The 17382-nt window shown below is 62.9% G+C and carries 15 protein-coding genes, 5 tRNA genes and 2 pseudogenes; 15 read left to right on the plus strand and 7 right to left on the minus strand.

All coding sequences use genetic code 11. The annotated features are described in order from the left end of the window. Positions 1-45: 45 nt before the first annotated feature. Positions 46-633 (minus strand): FMN-dependent NADH-azoreductase, encoded by a 588-nt coding sequence (locus tag E5E97_RS16855; RefSeq protein WP_026080124.1) that lies wholly within the window; start codon positions 631-633, stop codon positions 46-48. Positions 634-858: 225 nt separating this feature from the next. On the opposite strand from E5E97_RS16855, the gene E5E97_RS16860 reads away from it, so the two are divergent. The 5 genes and pseudogenes from E5E97_RS16860 to E5E97_RS16875 all read left to right on the plus strand — a co-directional run bounded on the left by E5E97_RS16860 (position 859) and on the right by E5E97_RS16875 (position 4274). Beyond that, positions 859-1749, plus strand: coding sequence for a DMT family transporter (locus E5E97_RS16860; protein ID WP_171281234.1), 891 nt, complete (start codon positions 859-861; stop codon positions 1747-1749). Positions 1750-1834: 85 nt separating this feature from the next. Further along, positions 1835-3013 carry a formate-dependent phosphoribosylglycinamide formyltransferase gene (purT, locus tag E5E97_RS16865; RefSeq protein ID WP_171280608.1) on the plus strand — a complete coding sequence of 393 codons (1179 nt, stop codon included), beginning with the start codon at positions 1835-1837 and terminating at the stop codon, positions 3011-3013. A 128-nt stretch (positions 3014-3141) separates the two neighbouring features. Beyond that, positions 3142-3801 (plus strand): hexitol phosphatase HxpB, encoded by a 660-nt coding sequence (gene hxpB / locus E5E97_RS16870; RefSeq protein WP_171280609.1) that lies wholly within the window; start codon positions 3142-3144, stop codon positions 3799-3801. Between the two features lie 8 nt (positions 3802-3809). Beyond that, positions 3810-3932 (plus strand): annotated as a pseudogene (locus E5E97_RS23780) (hexitol phosphatase HxpB); the annotation flags it as partial. 138 nt (positions 3933-4070) lie between these two features. Then, on the plus strand, positions 4071-4274 hold the full coding sequence (locus E5E97_RS16875) for a CPXCG motif-containing cysteine-rich protein (protein WP_005301298.1): 204 nt from the start codon (positions 4071-4073) through the stop codon (positions 4272-4274). 89 nt (positions 4275-4363) lie between these two features. On the opposite strand, the gene E5E97_RS16880 is transcribed toward E5E97_RS16875, so the two are convergent. After that, positions 4364-4981, minus strand: coding sequence for a riboflavin synthase subunit alpha (locus tag E5E97_RS16880; protein WP_171280610.1), 618 nt, complete (start codon positions 4979-4981; stop codon positions 4364-4366). Positions 4982-5111: 130 nt separating this feature from the next. Between E5E97_RS16880 and E5E97_RS16885 the strand changes: the two genes are divergently transcribed. The 7 genes from E5E97_RS16885 to E5E97_RS16915 all read left to right on the plus strand — a co-directional run bounded on the left by E5E97_RS16885 (position 5112) and on the right by E5E97_RS16915 (position 7575). Further along, positions 5112-5318, plus strand: coding sequence for a YaeP family protein (locus E5E97_RS16885; RefSeq protein WP_005301307.1), 207 nt, complete (start codon positions 5112-5114; stop codon positions 5316-5318). Positions 5319-5464: 146 nt separating this feature from the next. Then, positions 5465-6844 carry an MATE family efflux transporter gene (locus E5E97_RS16890; RefSeq protein WP_171280611.1) on the plus strand — a complete coding sequence of 460 codons (1380 nt, stop codon included), beginning with the start codon at positions 5465-5467 and terminating at the stop codon, positions 6842-6844. Between the two features lie 159 nt (positions 6845-7003). Beyond that, positions 7004-7080, plus strand: a tRNA-Val gene (locus tag E5E97_RS16895). Positions 7081-7092: 12 nt separating this feature from the next. Continuing rightward, positions 7093-7169, plus strand: a tRNA-Val gene (locus E5E97_RS16900). A 17-nt stretch (positions 7170-7186) separates the two neighbouring features. Continuing rightward, a tRNA-Val gene (locus E5E97_RS16905) sits at positions 7187-7263 on the plus strand. 121 nt (positions 7264-7384) lie between these two features. Then, positions 7385-7461 (plus strand) — tRNA-Val (locus tag E5E97_RS16910). Between the two features lie 37 nt (positions 7462-7498). After that, positions 7499-7575, plus strand: a tRNA-Val gene (locus tag E5E97_RS16915). A 132-nt stretch (positions 7576-7707) separates the two neighbouring features. On the opposite strand, the pseudogene E5E97_RS16920 reads toward E5E97_RS16915, so the two are convergent. Further along, a pseudogene (locus E5E97_RS16920) lies at positions 7708-10145 on the minus strand (DNA polymerase II). A 203-nt stretch (positions 10146-10348) separates the two neighbouring features. On the opposite strand from E5E97_RS16920, the gene E5E97_RS16925 reads away from it, so the two are divergent. From E5E97_RS16925 to E5E97_RS16935, 3 genes are all read left to right on the plus strand, one after another. Further along, a complete protein-coding gene (locus tag E5E97_RS16925) occupies positions 10349-10843 on the plus strand; it encodes a prolyl-tRNA synthetase associated domain-containing protein (RefSeq protein WP_171280612.1) in 495 nt (164 codons plus the stop codon). A 208-nt stretch (positions 10844-11051) separates the two neighbouring features. Then, entirely contained in the window at positions 11052-12290 is a 1239-nt protein-coding gene (locus E5E97_RS16930) for a GGDEF domain-containing protein (protein ID WP_162901925.1), read from the plus strand. Next, positions 12290-12823 (plus strand): GNAT family N-acetyltransferase, encoded by a 534-nt coding sequence (locus E5E97_RS16935; protein ID WP_162901924.1) that lies wholly within the window; start codon positions 12290-12292, stop codon positions 12821-12823. Before E5E97_RS16930 ends, E5E97_RS16935 begins: the two co-directional genes overlap by 1 nt. Before the next feature lie 52 nt (positions 12824-12875). Here E5E97_RS16935 and E5E97_RS16940 read toward each other — a convergent pair whose 3' ends face one another. The 4 genes from E5E97_RS16940 to E5E97_RS16955 all read right to left on the minus strand — a co-directional run bounded on the left by E5E97_RS16940 (position 12876) and on the right by E5E97_RS16955 (position 17286). After that, positions 12876-13736, minus strand: a complete 861-nt coding sequence (locus E5E97_RS16940) for a PA4780 family RIO1-like protein kinase (RefSeq protein ID WP_043161761.1) — start codon at positions 13734-13736, stop codon at positions 12876-12878. 141 nt (positions 13737-13877) lie between these two features. Beyond that, positions 13878-14873: a lipid A biosynthesis acyltransferase gene (locus E5E97_RS16945; RefSeq protein WP_043161760.1), complete on the minus strand. Its 996-nt coding sequence runs from the start codon at positions 14871-14873 to the stop codon at positions 13878-13880. Between the two features lie 172 nt (positions 14874-15045). After that, entirely contained in the window at positions 15046-16035 is a 990-nt protein-coding gene (lpxM, locus tag E5E97_RS16950) for a lauroyl-Kdo(2)-lipid IV(A) myristoyltransferase (protein ID WP_029302922.1), read from the minus strand. A gap of 267 nt (positions 16036-16302) precedes the next feature. Continuing rightward, the gene (locus E5E97_RS16955; protein WP_118881151.1) at positions 16303-17286 is read right to left on the minus strand and encodes a TDT family transporter; all 984 of its coding nucleotides are present in this window, start codon (positions 17284-17286) and stop codon (positions 16303-16305) included. Between the last annotated feature and the right edge of the window lie 96 nt (positions 17287-17382).

The raw sequence follows: 17382 nt of genomic DNA on the forward strand, positions 1-17382 counted from the left end.
GGGCTGCGTTGTCGCTTTCTGACGTCTGGCAAAGTGCCGTCTTGATCAGAGTGCCAGGGTCTCCAGCTGGCCTTTGGCCTGCTCGATGCCCTTGGCCTGGGCATCCGGGCCCATGCCCATGCCTTCGGCGTAGATGAAGTCCACGTCCTTGATGCCGATGAAGCCCAGCACGGTACGCATGTAAGGGGTCACCAGATCGGTGGCGCTGCCGACGTGCATGCCGCCGCGGGGGCTGATCACCAGGGCGCGGGTGTTTTCCACCAGGCCGACCGGACCGGTTTCGGTGTAACGGAAGGTAACGCCGGCGCGGGCCACCAGATCGATCCAGTTTTTCAGCTGGGTCGGGATGTTGAAGTTGTACATGGGGGCGGCAATCACCACCAGATCGCTTGCCTTCAATTCGGCAACCAGCTCGTCGGACTGGGCCAGCACGGCCAGTTGACGCTCATTGAGGTTCTCACCACCGCGCAGGCCCATGGCCAGCTCGCCATCCAGCACCGGCAGGTTCAGGGACGCCAGATCACGCACGGTGACGGTGTCGGACGGATGGTCCGCCAGGAAGCCGTCGATCAGGGCGTTGGATTGGGAATATTGGCCCAGGATGCTGGACTTGAGTACGAGGATATTGGCCATGGTGAAACTCCATTTGGTTGTCGGTTGAACAGCGGTGCTGTCGATGGAGGTCACTCTAAACATTGGGCTTCTATACAGATAGCGAAAATAGATGCTCAACTTATTCAAAATATTTGATGTTAGCTCACTCTCTCGCCAGCTACCGTTCCTACACCCCGCCAAGGCTTGGCAGAACAAACGATTGCCGTTATGATCCGCCGCACTTTTTTCAGCGTTCCGGATCCCATGACACCCTCGCGCAGGCACTCTCCTTTTGCCGGTGCAGTCTGGATGATGGTAGCGGGCCTCTGCTTCGCCGCCGTCAACAGCCTGAGCCAGTATGTCAGCTTCAAGCTCGGCCTTCCTTCGACCCAGGTCGCCTTCCATCAATATCTGATTGCCCTGGTCTGCCTGCTGCCCTGGCTCATTCGGCACGGTCTGCGCCAATCGCTGATGACCAACCAGCTGCGGCTGCACCTGCTGCGGGTCGCCCTGGCGGTGGTCGGCATCCAGTTCTGGCTGTGGGCGCTGGCGGTGCCCGTTCCCATCTGGCAGGGCATCGCCCTGCTGATGACCTCTCCGCTGTTTGCCACCCTGGGGTCAGCGCTCTTTCTCAAAGAGCAGGTGAGCCAGGCCCGCATTCTGGCGACCCTGGCCGGCTTTATCGGCGCCATGCTGATCCTCGCCCCCTGGACCGACGATTTCAGTTGGGCCTCCCTGCTGCCGGTGGCGGCGGCCCTGTTCTGGGCCGGCTACTCCTTGCTGGTGCGCTATCAGGCGGCGAGCGAGTCGTCCCATACCATCGTCGTCTACCTGCTCATCTTCAGCACCCCGTTCAATGCCATGCTGGCGCTGCCGGAGTGGCAGTGGCCGAGCGAAACCCAATGGCTGCTGGTAGCCGCCTCCGGCGTGCTGTCGGCACTGGCCCAGATGTCTATCGCCCGCGCCTACAGCGTGGCCGAGGCTTCGTTCGTGCAACCCTTTGATTTTGCCAAGCTGCCCATGAACGTGCTGGCCGGCTGGCTGGTGTTTGGCTGGGCGCCACCCGGCCGATTGTGGCTCGGGGCCGCCATCATCATCGGCGCCATCACCCTGCTCACCCATCTGGAGCAGCGCGCCCACAAATCCGTTTCCTGAGGTACGCCATGCGTGCCTCTTTTTTTGCCCGCTATTCGCGCAATAGCGGCCATCAACCGTCACTCACGACATCAGGAGAGATCACATGTTTGGAACCGCTACCCGCTCCGGCGCCACCCGCACCCTGCTGCTGGGCTCCGGCGAACTTGGCAAGGAGGTCGCCATCGAGCTGCAACGCTTCGGCATCGAGGTGATCGCCGCCGACCGCTATGCCGATGCCCCCGCCATGCAGGTGGCGCACAGAGCCCATGTGCTGGACATGCTGGACGGCGCCGCCCTGCGCGCCCTGGTCAACGAGGTCAAACCGGATCTGATCATCCCCGAGCTTGAAGCCATCGCCACCGATACCCTAGCCGCCCTGGAGCAAGAAGGGGTCAAGGTGGTGCCGAACGCCCGCGCCACCCAGCTCACCATGAACCGGGAGGGGATCCGCCGCCTCGCCGCCGAGACGCTGGGCTTGCCCACCTCCCCCTACCGCTTTGCCCAGAGCAAGGAGGAGTTTGTCGCCGCCGTTGAAGCCATCGGTCTGCCCTGCGTGGTGAAGCCGGTGATGAGCTCGTCCGGCAAGGGCCAGAGCGTGCTGCGCGATCTCGCCAAACTCGACGAGAGCTGGACCCATGCCCAGGAGGGCGGTCGCGCCGGCCGCGGCAAGGTGATCGTCGAAGGGTTCGTCCCCTTCGAGTACGAGATCACCCTGCTCACGGTACGCGCCGTCGACGGCATCCACTTCTGCCAGCCCATCGGCCATCGGCAGGAAGATGGCGACTACCGCGAATCCTGGCAGCCACAAGCGATGAGTGAACTGGCGCTGGCCCGCTCCAAAGAAGTCGCCGCCAAGGTGGTCGAGGCCCTCGGTGGTTACGGCCTGTTCGGGGTCGAGCTCTTCATCAAGGGTGACGAGGTGTGGTTCAGCGAAGTCTCGCCACGTCCGCACGACACCGGCATGGTGACCCTCATCTCTCAGGATCTCTCCGAGTTCGCCTTGCACGTGCGCGCCATTCTGGGGCTGCCGGTCGGCACCATCACCCAGTACGGGCCGAGCGCCTCTGCCGTGGTGCTGCGAGAAGGGCACAGCCAGAACATCCGCTATCAGGGGATTAGCGAGGCGCTGGCCCTGGTGCCGGGTGCCCAGTTGCGGCTGTTTGGCAAGCCGGAGATCGCCGGCCGCCGCCGACTCGGCGTGGCACTGGCCCGGGCTGAAGATTACCCCACCGCCGTCGAGCAGGCCAAAGCCGTGGCCGCCAGGGTGGACGTGATTTTCTGACCACTGTTTTTTGTCTCGCACAAACAAACGTTTGCCTGCGTGATCCGGCGCAAGGGGCATGGCAATGCCCCTTTTGCATTGAGGCGCCTCGCTTATAATCCCCCCTTCACCAATGTCAGGAGTACAAGATGTTAACTGCCGTGATCTTCGATATGGATGGTGTTCTGATCGACTCGGAACCCTTTTGGCAACGGGCCCAGATGGCCGTGTTCTCCGAGCTGGGCCATCCCCACACGGTGGAAGATTGCGAATCGACCATCGGCGTGCGCATCGATCAGCTGGTGGCCCACTGGTATCGCCTGCGCCCCTGGAGCGGCCCCAGCCAGGAAGAGGTGGTGCAACGCATCCTGGATCGGGTCAACGCGCTGATCCTCTCCGAAGGTCAGGCCAAGGCCGGCGTGCTGGAGGCACTCGATCTCATCGAGGCGCAAGGCCTTAAAATCGGTCTGGCGACCTCCTCCCCCTTCGCCATGGTGGAAGCGGTGCTCGGCAAGCTCGGCATTCGCGATCGCTTCCTGGCGGTTCACTCCGCCGAGGTGGAGCGCTTCGGCAAGCCACACCCGGATGTTTATATCCACGCCGCCGAGAAGCTGGGAGTGGAGCCGGTGCATTGCCTGGCCATCGAGGACAGCTTCACCGGCCTGCTGGCGGCCAAGGCGGCCTCCATGACCGCGCTGATCGTACCCGACCCCGCGCTGGTGGGCGATCCTCGTCTGGCCATTGCCGATCATCAGCTACGCTCGCTCACCGAGCTGGATGCCGAGATGCTGGCCAGCTGGACCAAATAAACAACAAACAGGCGCTGATCGTTCCCATGCACCCAGCATGAGTGGGCGATCCCCGTCTGGCCATTGCCGATCATCAGCTACGCTCGCTCACCGAGCTGGATGCCGAGATGCTGGCCAACTGGGTCAAGTAAACAGCACGCAAGTGCTGCCGGACTGACCTCCTGCCTCCCTTGATCCCGGTCATAAACGTGCGCTTGCTCGCGGTCAGGACAGTGCAAACCAACTAGAATCAGGGGAGATAGGCGGCCCACGGGCCCGAGGAGGTCATCATGATCGAGTACACCAGCAAGCGCATCGTCTGCCCCCACTGTGGCCATCATACCCGGGTCGAGCTGGATGCCAGCCAGGGGGATCAGGAGTTCTACGAGGATTGCATGGCCTGCTGCAACCCCATCCATCTGCGACTGCACCGGGATGAGGCGCGCGACTGCCTGCAACTGTTTGTGGACGCAGACGACGAACAGATGTTCTGACTGCGAGTGAACCCACCCACAAGATCGCCAAGGGCCTGCATGATGCAGGCCCTTTTCTATGGCAAACCCCTGAGGGCGCGTTGGTCAGCTTACTCCGGCTGACGGGCCGCCAGTACCCGCTCCACCGTGTCGACGATGGCCTGGGTCTGGGGGTCAATCTCGATGTTGGTGTGCCAGCCGGCTTTGACCCAACCCAGGTTGGTGCGGGCCAGCGTCTCGGGAATGAGATTGACGCAGAACTCGCTGCCGCGCACTTCCCCCACGGTGAGGCTGATGCCGTCGATACCGATGTAACCCTTGGTCAGCACGTATTTCATCAGCGTGGGGGCGAGGCGATACCACACCTGCCGGTTGTTGGGAGTGTCGATGACCGAGACGACCTGCGCGGTGCCCATGATGTGGCCGGACATGGCGTGGCCACCAATCTCGTCGCCAAAGCGGGCAGCTCTCTCCACGTTGACCCTGTCCCCGGGTTGCAGCTGGCCGAGGTTGGTGAGGCGCAGTGTCTCCTGCATCAGATCGAAGCTGACCAGTTCCCCCTCGACCCGGGTGACGGTCAGGCAGCAGCCATTGTGGGCCACGGAGGCGCCCAGCGCCAGCCCCTCGCCCCAGGCCGGGCTCGGCATGCGGATCACGTGGGTACGAAAGTTGGGCTGCTCGTCGATGGCCACCAGTTCGGCGGTCCCCTGTACTATGCCGGTGAACATGTCTCGTCTCCTGCTACGAAAAAAGGCAGGGTAACCTCGCCCCGTGCCCCAGACAAGCGCGCTGGCTGACAAGCGGGCGGCCGATCGCTATAGTGACGGCATTCAAACCAGCGCTGACAAGGAAATAAAAATGCAGGTATATCAATGCTGTGAAGCCATTCGCATCGCCTACAACCAGATTGGCTCCGGGGAGCAGGGTTATGTGCCGCAGGCCATTGCCGCCACCATCAGGGCGCTCAACGCCGTGGCATCGGACGAGCGGGTGCCGGCGGATCTGCGCGAACAGGCCGCCTACGCCGCCGCCAACCTGCTGATCAGCGATCACGAAGACGCCTGATCCGGCCCTTGCGCCAAACGTTTCGTCCCGGATGAATTTCAGGCTAGAATGACCCCCCCGCACTTTGCATTCCCGTTTCGGGAGTGCAAAGGCTCTTCCCGCTACCCGCTCTTTTTACGCTTTATCTGATCCACTCGGAGGTGTCAGTGCAACGTTATTGGTCCGAGGCGAGGCAACTCGTTCGTCTAGCCAGTCCCATTCTGGTGGCCCAGGTGGCCCAGGTCGCCATGAGCTTCGTCGATACCGTGATGGCGGGCCAGGTCAGCGCCGTGGATCTGGCGGCGGTGTCGGTGGCCTCCAGTTTCTGGCTGCCGATCATCTTGCTGACCCAAGGCATCATCATGGCGCTCACCCCCATCGTCTCCCAGCTCAACGGGGCCCGCAAGCGGGACGAGGTACGTCCCGCCGTGCATCAGGGCTTCTGGCTGGCGCTGATGGTGATCCCGATCGCCATGATGGCACTCTATTTCAGCCCGCTGGCGCTGCACCTGATGAAGGTGGATCCGGTCATGGCCGCCAAGACCACCGGCTTTTTACACGCCATCATGTGGGGCCTGCCCGCCTTCGTGCTGTTCCAGGTGCTGCGCAACTTCAGCGAGGGGCTTTCCCACACCATGCCGACCATGGTGATCGGCTTCGTGGGGCTGGCGGTCAATATTCCCGCCAACTATGTCTTCATCCACGGCCACCTCGGCATGCCCAAGCTCGGCGGGGTGGGTTGTGGCGTGGCCACCGCCATCGTGCTGTGGGCCATGTTGCTGGCGATGATCGTCTATGTGAAGCTCTCCTCCCACTTCAAGGAGATCAACCTCTTCTCCCGGCTCGCCCGCCCCAACGGCAGCCGGATCTGGCGCCTGTTCCGCTTGGGCTTTCCCATCGCCATGGCCATCTTCTGCGAGGTGACCCTGTTTACCGTGGTGGCGCTGATGCTGGCACCGTTCGGTGCAGAGACGGTGGCGAGCCACCAGATAGCTCTCAACTTCTCCAGCCTGGTGTTTATGCTGCCCTTGTCGATTGGGGTGGGTGTCACCATCCGGGTCGGTCACAGCATCGGCGAGGGTCAGCCCGAGCACGCCCGCGTCGCCGCCCGCACCGGCCTGATGCTGGGCATGGCGGTGGCTGCCGGTACCGCCGCCCTCACCGTGCTGCTGCGCGAGCATATCGCCAGTATCTACACCGACGACCTGCAGGTGATCACCCTCGCGGCCATACTGCTGTTCTTCGCCGCCATCTATCAGATCTCCGACTCGGTGCAGGTGGTGGCCGCAGCCGCCCTGCGTGGTTACAAGGACACCAAGGCGATCTTCTACGTCACCATCGTCGCCTACTGGGGACTGGGGCTGCCCACCGGCATGATCCTGGGGCTGACCGACTGGCTGGTGCCACGCATGGGGCCGCAGGGCTTCTGGATCGGTTTCATCGTCGGCCTCACCGGCGCCGCCCTGATGCTGGGTGCCCGGTTGCGTCATATCTATGGCCGCTTTGCCAGCCCGGAGGCCTGCAGCGCCCTCTCCAAGGCGCAATAGGGCAAACTCGCCTGCAAAATCAACAGGCTGCGCAAGAACTGGGCAAACAGTCTGCTTTGTGCGTGCGGCCTGTTGACAGCCTTGGGGGCATGGGTAGTATGCCGACCACGCCAGCAGTGCTGGTGTGGTGAAACGGGTTTCTGACCCGGTTTGCAAAGTGGGTTTATAGCTCAGTTGGTTAGAGCACTACCTTGACATGGTAGGGGTCGTTGGTTCGAATCCAATTAAACCCACCACTTTTCCATGATGCGTCCTTAGCTCAGCTGGTTAGAGCACCACCTTGACATGGTGGGGGTCGGTGGTTCGAATCCACTAGGACGCACCATCATGGAAACCTGTTATGCGTCCTTAGCTCAGCTGGTTAGAGCATCACCTTGACATGGTGGGGGTCGGTGGTTCGAATCCACTAGGACGCACCATAACAGCTTGAATATATTGCAGATGTAAGTTTGATATGGGCTTATAGCTCAGTCGGTTAGAACAGTACTTTGACATTGCGTAGGCGATGTCGTTGGTTCGAATCCGGTTGAACACAGATGTGGGTTTATAGCTCAGTTGGTTAGAGCACTACCTTGACATGGTAGGGGTCGTTGGTTCGAATCCAATTAAACCCACCACTCCCCTGCAATAAGATAAAGTCGCCTTGCGCACCCTGCGTCCTTAGCTCAGCTGGTTAGAGCATCACCTTGACATGGTGGGGGTCGGTGGTTCGAATCCACTAGGACGCACCAGATTAGAAAAGCCCGCTCCTCGAGCGGGCTTTTTGCATCTCCCCTTCCCAGCTTCTCCTGGCGTCCGCACGGCTGAACCCGCCATACCCTCAACCATGCCCGGCGGGTCAACCTCTCCTCGCGCCACACCGCTTAAAAGAGATCGAGCTGCTGGCCGCAGATCCGCTCGAACGACTCGCCAATAAAGGGGAGGATCGCATCAGCAATGGGCCTTAACTGCTTGTCGATGTAGTGCTCGTAGTCGATGGCGCTGCGCCGGTATTCCAGCGGCTCGGGGCCATTGAGAGTCATCAGGTAGGCGATGGAGCCTCTGTGCTGGTAGCGCTGGGGCAGGCCGCGGCGCAGGTTCTCCTCGTCCGCCAGGCGCGCCGCCCGCACATGGGGTGGCACGTTCTTCTGATACTCCTCGAGTTTCTGGCGCAGTCGCTTGCGGTAGACCAGCAGCTCGTCGTGCTGGCCGGCCCGGGTCTCGTCCACCATGGTACGCACATAGCCGCTGGGATCCTGGTCGTGAAACACCATTTCATAGAGGCGGGTCTGAAACGCCTTGGCAAGGGGCGTCCAGTCGGTGCGCACCGATTCGAGCCCCTTGAACACCAGCTGCTCCTCTTCACCTGCCTGATGGCCTGCCACCAGCCCGGCATAGCGCTTCTTGCTCCCCTTCTCCAGCCCGCGAATGGTGGGCATCAGGAAGCGGCGATAGTGGGTCTCGTACTGGATTTCCAGATAGCTCGGCAAATCGAACTCGCGCTTGATCAGCGCAGCCCAGTTGTCGTTGATCATCTTCGCCAGCCGCCGGCCAATCTCGTCCGCCTGCTCGGGACTGGCATCCCGCCCCAGGTGCACGAAGGTGGAGTCGGTATCGCCATAGATCACCTCGAAGCCCTCTCCTTCGATCCACTCCCGGGTCTGCTGCATGATGCCGTGACCGCGCAAGGTGATGGAGGAGGCAAGCCGCGGGTCGTAGAAGCGGCAGCCCCCCGAGCCCAGCACCCCGTAGAAGGAGTTCATGATGATCTTGATGGCCTGGGAGAGCGCCTTGTTGCTGGCGGCCTTGGCCCGATCCCGCGCCGCCCACAGAGTAGCGATGAGATCCGGCAGGAAGTGGCGCTCGCGGGAGAACATGGCGCCGCGAAAGCCCGGAATGGCGTGTTCGGGATGCTGCAGCCCCTCGATGAGCCCCATGGGATCGATGCAGAAGGTGCGGATGATGCTGGGATAGAGGCTCTTGAAATCGAGCACCAGCACGTGGCGATAGAGGCCGGGTTTGGAGTCCATCACATAGCCGCCGGGGCTTGCCAGCCCGCCGTCGGCCGGCAGATTGGGCGCCACGTAGCCGCCGCGATGCAGCCGCGGCAGGTAGAGGTTGGTAAACGCCGCCACCGAGCCCCCCACCCTGTCCAGTTCAAGGCCGGTGAGGGAGGCACGCTCGATGGCAAAGGGGATGAGGTGGCAGAAATCGAAGATCTCCCACACCAGCCGGCAATCCTCCAGGTTGTAGCGGGCCAACGCCTCCTTGTCGGAGTGGAACAGCTCGGTGATCTTCTCCCCCGGTTGGCCACATCCTCGATATCCTTGCCACGGCCGAGCAACTCGCTCGCCACCGCATCCAGGCTGTAGCTCGGGAACTGCCAGGTGGCGCTTTTGAGGGTGTCGATGCCATCCAGCACCATGCGCCCGGGAATGATGACGCTGCCGCTTTGGGGGTCGTTGCGCGATGATCGCCAGAAGCAGAGCTCGTGACCGCGCCCCAGCCGCAGCCGCCGCTTGTTGAGCTCGGCGCGGCGCAGCAGCAGGCGAAAGTCGAAGTTGACCACGTTCCAGCCGATCACCAGATCCGGGTCGTGCCGCACAAACCAGCGCTCCAGCGCACTCAGCAGGGCGCTCTCGTCCGCCACCCATTCGACCTGGGTACCCCAGCTGTCGGCATCCGCCTCCGGCGTACCGATCATGATGACCCGCGCATCCTGTTCGCTGTAGAGCCCCACCGAGAAGAGCGCCCCGTCCATGGCGCACTCCACGTCCAGCGACACCCAGGAGAGGGTCGGCGTCACCGCCTGCGGTGCGCAGCGTGCCTCGTTCATCTCCCAGTAGCCGTGCTTGCCCCCTTTCTTGAGGATGCGCCCCTCAAAGCGCACGCCGGCGGTGATGAAACGCTCCATCAGATAGCGCTCCGGCAGCCGAATATCCGCCTCGAAATGCTCCAGCCCGCGGATGAGCAGCAGCTCGATAGCGCGGTGAAAGGCGCTCAAGGTGGCAAAGTAGCAGCCCACCACGGCGCGGCCATCGAAGGTGTGCATCGGCAAGCGGCGAAACCGCCCGCTCACCCCCGCCCCCTTGAACAGCTCGGCGGCTTCTTCCATGTGGCTCTGTGGCAGGAAGAAGACCGGCTCCTGTCCCGGCACCACCAGTCGCACCGGCCCCTGCGCGCTCCAGAGCCACATCACGATCTCGGTGCGTTCGCCATGCTCGTTGCGACCACGCACATCCCGCCCGTGACGGGTCAGAATAAAGCCGTCGCGTGGCGGAGTAACGGGTGGGATGGACGGATGGTCAGTCATGCAAGTCATCGGGATCAACATGGAGATGGGAGCATTGTACGTTCATACAGTGCTTTGCTGCAATCGGCATGCCCAGCCGCCATGGCCACGCAAGGCTGCGAGTCGCGCCGCAAACTGGTAAGCTCGGCCAGAGTGGCAGCCACTGCCGGTGGCGGCTTTATTCGCCGCGCCATTCATCCAACACCCCATTCTTCACCCGACATCAGGAGGTCATGGTGGCGCTTTACTCTCTGCTGGATCAGCTGGCCATTCCCTATCAGCGCATCGATCACGCCCCCGTCTTCACCTGCGAGGAGGCCAGCCGGCTGCTGCCCAAGCTGCCCGCCGCCAAGACCAAGAACCTCTTCCTGCGCGACCCGAAGAGCGAGCGACTGTTTCTGGTGGTGACGCCGGAAGAGAGCCGGGTCGATCTCAAAGGGCTGGCTGCCGCCCTTGGGGTCAAACGGCTGAGCTTTGGCTCACCAGAGCGGCTGGAGGCCGTGCTTGGCCTCACCCCGGGCTCGGTCACCCTGCTCGCCATGGTGCGCGACAGGGAAAAAGTGGTGGAACTGGTGGTGGATGAAACGATCTGGCAGGCCGAGCGGGTACAGTGCCACCCGCTGGTCAATACCGCTACCCTGCTCATCCGCCTCGACGACGTGCGCCGCCTGCTGGCCCACCTCGGCCGGGAGGCCACCGTCATGCGGCTGCCGGTCGTGAGCGACTGACCTCAGCGTGAGGGAAGCATAAACGCCCCGGCGTCATGCCCCGCCCCTGATTAATCGAGTCAGCAGCCCTCTTGTGGCGGTTGTTGCCGCGATCGTGCCCGGATCACTTAAACCATTGCTCAGCGGCGCAATTCATGCTGTGATCCGGCCCAGTCACCCGGCCCTGAGGTCGCTGCGCCGTTCCCGGCAGGAAGAGCCCACACCCTTGATGCAGAGTCTGTTTTCCTCGGCCCAGTTGCTGAGTCTGGTGCTGTTCGTCAGCCTGTCGCACATCGGGGTCGCGGCCATTTTCGCCTACCTGTGGCATACCCAGCGACCGCTGCGCTCCCTGCTCTACTGGTCGGCCAGCGAACTGGCCATCGCCGCCGCCTTTGGCTGCCTGCTGCTGCGAACCCTCACGGGGGATAGCTCCCTTGCCAACATCCTGCTCACCAATCTGCTGATCATCGCCACCCCGCTGCTCTATGAGCGGGGGCTGCGCCACTTCTTTCGGCGTGAGGCCGACCGTTTCGGCTGGCTCTGCCCGCTCCTCGCCCTCGCCGGCTTCCTGCTGTTTGCCGTCACCGCCACGCAGCTGCCGCCGGATGACATACACAGCCGGATCGTGGTGCTCTCCGGGGCCATCTCGCTGCAGATATGCCTGCTGCTGTGGCAGCTCTGGCGCTATCAGCGGCTGGCGCCTGCCTACCGGGTGCTGCGCTTCGCCATCCTGCTGCTCGCCCTGCAACTGGCCCTGCAGCTGGTCAGGATGGCCAAGCATCAGTGGTGGCCGGAGTCGGCCGCCTCCAGCCTCACCGATCCCCTGCTCGGCCCGGTGATCCTGCTCAGCCTGCTCTTTACCATCGCCCGCAGCTTTATTTTGCTGAGCCTGGTGCACACTCGCCAGCAGCAGGCGCTGCTCGCCACCCAGCGCGAGCTGGAGCGACGCGCCAACCTGGATGCCCTGACCGGGCTGGACAGCCGCCACCATTTCGAGCAGCAGCTGGCGGCGCGTGCCTGTCGCAGTGCCCGCCCCTGGCAACTGCTGCTGATCGACCTGGACAACTTCAAGCAGATCAACGACCGCCACGGTCACCCCGCCGGCGACGCCATGTTGCGGGCGGTGGGCCGGGTGATCCGGGAGAGCCTGCCGCCGGCGGGGCTGGCCGGCCGCCTTGGCGGCGACGAGCTGGCACTGCTGGTGATGGAGACATCGCAGACCCTGCCGGCCTGCTGCCAGACCCTGCAGCAGCGGGTCACTGACGCCACCCGGCCGCTGGCTGGCGGCCCCATCAGCCTCAGCATCGGGTTGACTTCGCTGCAGCAGGGCGAGCGCTTCGAGCAGGCCTATCCACGCGCGGATCGGGCACTCTATGCCGCCAAGCAGGCTGGCCGCCAGCGCGCCTGCATCCAGGAGCCGCACCACAGCGAGCCCAGGCCGCTGTGGCCCCTGGCAACCCAGACCTGATGCAACCACCCATCGAGTGCCGGGCCGCTCGGCCGACCGACGCCCCCGCTTACCGCCGCTACGTGGCCGAGTGTGGCGCCGCCGGGTTGCCGCTCTATCAGGTGGCGCAATTCGACCCGGATCAGTGGCTGCAGGAGTTGCTCGCCCATGCCGATGGGCTGCATCTGCCGCCGGGCTACCCACCGACCACCACCTATTTTGCCCTCGAAGGGGAAGAGATCCTCGCCACCTTGCGCCTGCGTCACGGCGACAACCCCGCCACCTGTCAGTGGCTCGGCCACATCGGTTACGAGACCCGTCCCACCCGCCGGGGTGAAGGCGTCGCCCGCACCCTGCTCGGCTGGCTGCAGCGCCATGTGCTGAGCGAGCCCGTGCTCATCAGCTGTGACGAGGCAAATGCCGCCTCGCTCAAGGTCATTGATGCCGCCGGTGGGCAATGGCTGGATCGCCGCTATCATGCCGGCGATCGTTGCTGGCTCCGGTTTTACCGGCTGGCCCCGGCCAAGGGGCCAGGACCGAGCGGCAGACAATAAAAAAGAGCTCCAAAAGGCGCTCTTTTTTCACTGACCACGGCCACCAGCAAGATCAGTAGCTGTCTTCCTCTTCGGCCTTCATCCTGGCCTGACGGGCCAACGCCTCCTCCTGGGCACTCTCGATCTCGTGCAATACAGAATCGAGATCCACCTGCTCGCGGCTCTCCTCGAACAAGCCGGTCAGCTCGCTGTCGGGGGTCAGTTTGCCATCTTCATACAGGGCCCACATCTCCCGGGCGTAGCGGGTCTTGAGCAACTCAGGGGCATACATGCCGTAGTAGTTGCGCATATTGTTGACGTCGCGCTCCAGCATGGCCCTGGCCTGGTTGTTGGCGGCGGCGTCCACCACCTGGGGCAGGTCGATGATGACCGGGCCCTGTTCATCCACCAGCACGTTGAACTCGGAGAGATCGCCGTGGATGAGGCCGGCACAGAGCATGCGCACCACGTAACGGATCACCTTGCCATGGTCAATGACCGCCTGCTCGGCAGAGAGCGCCACGTCGTTGAGACGGGGAGCGACATTGCCCTCTTCGTCGGTGATGAGCTCCATCAGCAGCACGCCATCGAGGCAGACATAGGGCCTGGGCACCCGCACCCCGGCCGCCGCCAGTTTGAACAGGGCATCCACTTCGGTGTTCTGCCACACCTCTTCGTGCTGCTTGCGACCGTATTTGGAGCCTTTCTCCATGGCGCGGGCATCGCGACTGCCGCGCACCTTGCGCCCTTCCTGATAGACCACAGCCTGCTTGAAGCTGCGCTTGGACGCCTCTTTATAGACTTTGGCGCAGCGGATCTCGTCGCCGCAGCGCACCACATAGACGTCGGCCTCTTTGCCGCTCATCAGCCGGCTGATGACGTCATCGACCAGGCCGTCATCAACCAGAGGTTGGATTCGATTTGGAATTTTCATGGCCGCCCTTTTACCCTATTTGCGCATCAGAAGATAGCCCCTCCCGGGCCACTTGCCTATCCCTGTTTCCTGACGGCGCCCGGCGTGCCGGCAACCGCGATGATCCCGGTGCGATAACCCGCGCCGCCGGGTCGGCCGGCCTCACTCCCCGGGAGGGAGATCGCCACGGATCCGCTTAATGCCCTCTTCGTAGAACCCATCCGATCCTTGCTGGTGCTCCATGGTCTCGAAGATCTTGAGAAACCACATGTACTGCTCGGGATGCTGGCGCAGCTGCTGCTCCACCATGCCGTTCATGGCACAGACATCGGCCACCAGATCCGCACCGGGATAGGGGTCGAAAGGCGGCTCGATCTCCAGCCGGTAGCAGCCCTCCTCCTCGTCATAACAGGCGAGAATGGGCACCGCCCTGGCGCCGGTCAGTTTCACCAGTTTGGGCAAGGCCGGCAGGGTCGCCTTGGGATGGCCGAAGAAAGGCACGAAGATGCTGGCCTCGCGGCCGTGATCCTGATCCGGCAGGTAGAAGAAGCTGGCGCCGCTGCGGATCGCCTTGATGGCCGGTTTGATGCCGACGCTGCGCTCATATACCTTGCCGCCCTTGGCCCGCTCGCGGTTGATGTACCAGTCAAACACCTGATCCTTCGGGCTCTTCATCATGGTGCACATGGTCAGCCCCCGAATGGCGAAGTAGCGGCCGATCATGTCCACCGCCCAGGTGTGGGGCACCACCAGGATCACCGGCCGGCCGGCGGCCCGCTCTGCCTCGATATGCTCCCAGCCACGCACCTTGACGCGGCTGGCCAGATGAGCGGCGCTGCGCAAGGTCAGCTCGGCAAAGCCCATGAAGGTCTTGAGACCGACCCGGATCGATTTGAGCAGCAGGGCCTGACGGCCTGCCTCGTCCAGCTCGGGAAAACAGATCTTGAGGTTGGTCTCGGCAATGTAGGCCTGCTTCTTAGAAATCCGCAGCAGGGTGGGCGCCAGACGGTTGGCGAGCCGGTCGCGCAGACCATGGGGCACCAGCGCCAGCAGACAGAGCAGACCGAGCGCAAGCCAGCTGCCCCACCAGCGCGGATGCAGCAGACGGGGATGAAATGAGGTGTCAAAAACCGGATCGTGTGAGGACATGGCCGCCATCAAGTCATAGAAAATAAACGGTTATTTTAATTATCCTGACAGATTTTTCCACTTTGGCGGCCACGCCCCCCGGCCATTGGGCTGGCCGGCAAGGAAGTCCTCCCCCCATGACGGGTCACCATCGCCAACAAAAATGGCCCCGCAGGGCCATATGACATAAAGGCGTGTCGCCTCAGGGCAGCGGCTGCAAGCCACTGCGGATGCGCTGGATCCCCGCCTCGTAGCGGCCATCCAGGCCCACCTGATCCTCACGGGTATCGAAGATCTTGAGGAACCACATGTACTGACCGGGATCGCGGCAGAGCTGCTGCTGCACCATGTCGTTCATCCGGCAGGTGTCGGCCATCACGTCCTCGGTGGGATAGTTGTCAAACGGCGCGTCGATCTCCAGCCGGTAGCAGTGCTTGGCTTCGTCATAGCAAGCCAGCAAGGGCACCGCCTTGGCGCCGCTCACCTGCACCAGCCGTGGCAACGCCGGCAGCGTCGCCTTGGGGTGACCGAAGAAGGGGGCAAAGATGCTCTTCTCACGGCCATGATCCTGATCCGGCAGATAGAAGAAGCTGCGACCGCCCTTGATGGTACGGATCACCGCCTTGATGCCGGCACTGCGCTCATAGACCCGGCAGCCGTTGCGGGCCCGGGCCCGATTGAGGTGCCAGTCAAAGACCGGATTGCGCGCCCGCTTCATCATGGTGCACATGGGCACCCCGCGCTGGGTGAAGTAGTAACCGGCCGCATCCACCGGCCAGCTGTGGGGCACCACCAGGATCACCGGTCGGCCGGCGGCCTGCTCCGCCTCGATATGTTCCCAGCCGCTGACCTGCATCCGGCTCATCAGATAGGCGGGGCTGCGCACGGAGAACTCGCCAAAGCCGAGCAGACTCTTGAGACCGACCCGGATCGAGGTCATCAGGATGGCGTCGCGTTCGGCCTCGCTCTTTTGCGGAAAACAGAGTGCCAGGTTGGTTCTGGCGATATAGATCTGCTTTTTCGAGATACGGAACACCAGCGGTGCCAGGGCGGCGGCGAGACGGTCGCGCAGACGGACCGGCACGAACGCCAGCAGCATCAGTACGCCAAGCGCCAGCCAGCTCAGCCAATAGCGTGGATGCAGGAATCTGGCCTCGAAGCGGGTGTCAAACACGGGATCATGGGAAGACATGGATGGGGATCAAGCTAAGAAAATGGAGCTGCATTGTATTCGTCCTGACAGGTAATACCAGTGAAATTCATCATTGTCCCCCCAGGCTGGGCGCTGGCGCAAAAAACGGGGCGCCAACGGGCATGAATGGCACCTTTCGCTGCCAGAACCGGTACAAAAAGCGCTTCACCCGAGGGTGAAGCGCTTGGTCATTATCCGGTTGATGGCCCCTGTCTGCTGCAAGGTTGCTCATCAACGCCCCGTATCCCGGCTCTCGCCGTCTTCTTCTTAGCGACGAACCATGCCGTGCGTCGCCTCGTCGCTGCCGTCAAGCGGCAGGAAGAACATCAGGTAGCGCAGGGCCACATAGCCGACGATCAGGGTGGCGGCGCCCAGTTCGAAGTGGGCCAGCAACCGGATCTGCTCGACATACTCGGCCGCCTGAGGCCACTGCTCGACCAGGTGGCTCACCTTGAACAGGGCGGTGGCGCCGATCACCAGCGGGAAGGTGAAGGCGGCGTAGCCCGGTGAGAACGGCAGACGCAGCAGCTTGATGAAGGCCAGATAGATGATGCCGGTCATCAGCACCGCAATCCCCAGCAGCACGGCCACCAGCAGCAAGGAGGGTTCCTCGCTCACGGTCAGGTAACCGGCCAGTGACAGGCTGGCGGGGGCCGCCAGGATGGCGATGGTCGGCTTGGCGGCATCCGGCACTTCATGGCTGAAGATGAGGCGATAGAGCATCAGCGGCAGCATCAGACCGTAGCAGAGCATGCCGAACCAGAGCAGGCCGTTGGCCAGCGCCGCAAACTGGCCGCCCGGGAAGGCAACGTCAGCAACGATGATCCCCACCGGCGGCACGAACCAGCTCGGCACCATGTGGTGGATTTCAAACTGTTTGGCCCGGTGCCAGACGAAAGTGGCCAGGAACGCCAGATGCAGCAGCACGGCAAACAACCAGAGCCCCTCGCCCAGACCGGCGTCGAGCATGCCGACCGCCTTGGAAACCACCATGGTGCCCATGGCATAGGTGGGCACCACGCTGCCGACCACGGGGTGAGCCAGATCCTGCCACAGCAGGCGCGGGTGCAGCAGAAACTTGAAGGTCAGGATCACCAGCAGCACGGCGGCAATGGCAGCCCCCAGCAACTGCAGGCGGCCATCGAAGTGACCGGCATTTTCCCAGCACCAACCGAGACTGGCGATCCCGAGCGCCAGCCCTGCCATGGGAGTCGGGGCTTTGCCTAAGGATTGACGGGTTCTTGCGATCATGTCTGAAACCTCTGATGAGAGACGATGGGCATAGGATAATGGCCCCGTATCGTTTACGATATCTAAATGAATTAAATCAATCGTTCAGGATATCCA

The organism is Aeromonas sp. 2692-1 (assembly GCF_013085505.1).
Taxonomy (GTDB): Bacteria; Pseudomonadota; Gammaproteobacteria; order Enterobacterales; family Aeromonadaceae; genus Aeromonas; species Aeromonas hydrophila.

Excerpts from the sequence above, each read along its gene's own strand:
- E5E97_RS16855 (WP_026080124.1), bottom strand. The coding sequence starts at position 633 with ATGGCCAATATCCTCGTACTCAAGTCCAGCATCCTGGGCCAATATTCC.
- E5E97_RS16860 (WP_171281234.1), top strand. The coding sequence starts at position 859 with ATGACACCCTCGCGCAGGCACTCTCCTTTTGCCGGTGCAGTCTGGATG.
- purT (WP_171280608.1), top strand. The coding sequence starts at position 1,835 with ATGTTTGGAACCGCTACCCGCTCCGGCGCCACCCGCACCCTGCTGCTG.
- hxpB (WP_171280609.1), top strand. The coding sequence starts at position 3,142 with ATGTTAACTGCCGTGATCTTCGATATGGATGGTGTTCTGATCGACTCG.
- E5E97_RS16875 (WP_005301298.1), top strand. The coding sequence starts at position 4,071 with ATGATCGAGTACACCAGCAAGCGCATCGTCTGCCCCCACTGTGGCCAT.
- E5E97_RS16880 (WP_171280610.1), bottom strand. The coding sequence starts at position 4,981 with ATGTTCACCGGCATAGTACAGGGGACCGCCGAACTGGTGGCCATCGAC.
- E5E97_RS16885 (WP_005301307.1), top strand. The coding sequence starts at position 5,112 with ATGCAGGTATATCAATGCTGTGAAGCCATTCGCATCGCCTACAACCAG.
- E5E97_RS16925 (WP_171280612.1), top strand. The coding sequence starts at position 10,349 with ATGGTGGCGCTTTACTCTCTGCTGGATCAGCTGGCCATTCCCTATCAG.
- E5E97_RS16930 (WP_162901925.1), top strand. The coding sequence starts at position 11,052 with ATGCAGAGTCTGTTTTCCTCGGCCCAGTTGCTGAGTCTGGTGCTGTTC.
- E5E97_RS16935 (WP_162901924.1), top strand. The coding sequence starts at position 12,290 with ATGCAACCACCCATCGAGTGCCGGGCCGCTCGGCCGACCGACGCCCCC.
- E5E97_RS16940 (WP_043161761.1), bottom strand. The coding sequence starts at position 13,736 with ATGAAAATTCCAAATCGAATCCAACCTCTGGTTGATGACGGCCTGGTC.
- E5E97_RS16945 (WP_043161760.1), bottom strand. The coding sequence starts at position 14,873 with ATGGCGGCCATGTCCTCACACGATCCGGTTTTTGACACCTCATTTCAT.
- lpxM (WP_029302922.1), bottom strand. The coding sequence starts at position 16,035 with ATGTCTTCCCATGATCCCGTGTTTGACACCCGCTTCGAGGCCAGATTC.
- E5E97_RS16955 (WP_118881151.1), bottom strand. The coding sequence starts at position 17,286 with ATGATCGCAAGAACCCGTCAATCCTTAGGCAAAGCCCCGACTCCCATG.